2 protein-coding genes are annotated in these 1745 nt (G+C 66.5%); both read right to left on the bottom strand.

Going from position 1 to position 1745, the window contains the following annotated elements:
• A partial coding sequence (locus tag FJ471_RS34525; protein WP_140811519.1) for a biotin/lipoyl-containing protein occupies window positions 1-689 on the bottom strand: 689 nt, incomplete at its 3' end.
• 3 nt (window positions 690-692) lie between these two features.
• Complete coding sequence (locus tag FJ471_RS34520) at window positions 693-1691, bottom strand: alpha-ketoacid dehydrogenase subunit beta (RefSeq protein ID WP_140811512.1); 999 nt, start codon at window positions 1689-1691, stop codon at window positions 693-695.
• Window positions 1692-1745: the final 54 nt, after the last annotated feature.

Genomic DNA, 1745 nt, shown 5'->3' with positions numbered 1-1745 from the left:
TGCGGCACGAGCTCGTAGGAGCCTTCGGCGAACAGCTTCAGCACCTGGTCGTCCGACATCGGCTTGGGCGCAGGGGCGGACGGCGCCTCGACCGAGGTCGGCGACGTTACTTCCGCGGCTGGCTGTACTGGTGCAGAGGCACCTTTCGCAGCAACTGCAGCCTCGACATCGGCGCGCACAACGCGACCGCGCGGTCCGCTGCCTTGTATGCCGGCGATCGCCAGGCCCGCCTCACGGGCCAAGCGGCGCGCAAGCGGCGTCGCACGCCCGACGGTCGGCGATTGGCTGATCTCCCCCCCTGTGGGGGAGATGCCCGGCAGGGCAGAGGGGGGCGCGACGGAACGAGACGTTGGCGGGACAGCGCCCCCCTCTGTCGGCTTCGCCGACATCTCCCCCACTTGGGGGGAGATTGGAGCCTTGTTCTGCGCCGCCTCAGCCGCATAGACCTCATCGTCGGCATAGATCCACGCCACAGGCTCGCCGACGGGAATGTCGACGCGTTCCTTGCCGGTGACGTTGCGCAGCGTGCCGCTGGCCGGCGCATCGATCTCCATTGCGGCCTTGTCGGTCTCGATCTCGAAGAGCACGTCGCCCTTCTTGACGCGAGCGCCCTCCTCGGCGAACCAGCGCGAGATCTGGCCGGTCGCCATATCCATGTCGACCTTGGGAAGAATGACTTCGGTCGGCATCGCTCAGCGGACCCCTTTCACGAGGTCGCGGGCAGCAGTGATGATGTCGGGAACCTGCGGCACCGTCGCCTTTTCCAGATCCGGATTGTAGGGGATCGGCGTCTCGGCGCCGCCGAGGCGCACGATCGGCGCGTCGAGATAGTCGAACGCCTCGCTTTCGGCGACGAGCGCGCTCACTTCCGCGCCGATGCCGAGCGTCTTCACCGCTTCGTAGACGCAGAGCAGGCGCGAGGTCTTCTTCACGCTGTCGATGACGGTCTGCCTGTCGATCGGACGAATCGTGCGCAGATCGACCACCTCGATGTCGATGCCCTCGCCTTCCAGCGCCGTAGCGGCGTCGAGCGCCTTCTGCACCATGATCGACGTGGCGACGATTGTGAGGTCGCGGCCTTCGCGCCGGATCTCGGCCTTGCCGATCGGAACGGTGTAGTGGCCTTCCGGCACGTGGCCCTTCATCTTGTAGAGCAGCTTGTGCTCGAAGATCATGACCGGGTCCGGATCGGCGACCGCGGCAAGCAGCATGCCCTTGGCATCGTGCGGCGTCGCGGGCTGAATCACCTTCAGCCCAGGCACATGCCCAAGCCAGGCCTCCAAGCTCTGGCTGTGCTGCGCGGCGGCGCCCGTGCCGGAGCCGGCTGGGAACCGCATCACAACCGGCACCGAGACCTCGCCGCCAAGCATGAAGCGCATCTTGGCCGCCTGGTTGACGATCTGCTCCATGCCGAGCGTGGCGAAATCCGAGAACTGGAATTCGAAGATCGGCCGCATGCCGGTGACGGCCGCGCCTACCGCGACGCCGGCGCCGCCCAGTTCCGAAATCGGCGTGTCGATCACTCGGTCGGTGCCGTAGCGCTCGACCAGATCGCCGGTCACCTGGAAGGCGCCGCCATAGACGCCGATATCCTCGCCCATCAGGAAGACGCGTTCGTCCATGTCCATGGCAATGGCCATGGCTTCCTGGATCGCCTGGGCGTAGCTCAGTTCACGCAGCGCGGCGTCCATCACGCATGCTCCGTGTAGACATAGTTCTGAAGGGTGGCGATCTCGGGCGCCGGG

The organism is Mesorhizobium sp. B2-7-1 (genome assembly GCF_006440735.1).
Taxonomy (GTDB): Bacteria; Pseudomonadota; Alphaproteobacteria; order Rhizobiales; family Rhizobiaceae; genus Mesorhizobium.
The sequence above is the reverse complement of the archived record's forward strand: the minus strand, read 5'-3'. Positions and strand labels throughout refer to the sequence as shown.

Excerpts from the sequence above, each read along its gene's own strand:
- FJ471_RS34520 (WP_140811512.1), bottom strand. The coding sequence starts at position 1,691 with ATGGACGCCGCGCTGCGTGAACTGAGCTACGCCCAGGCGATCCAGGAA.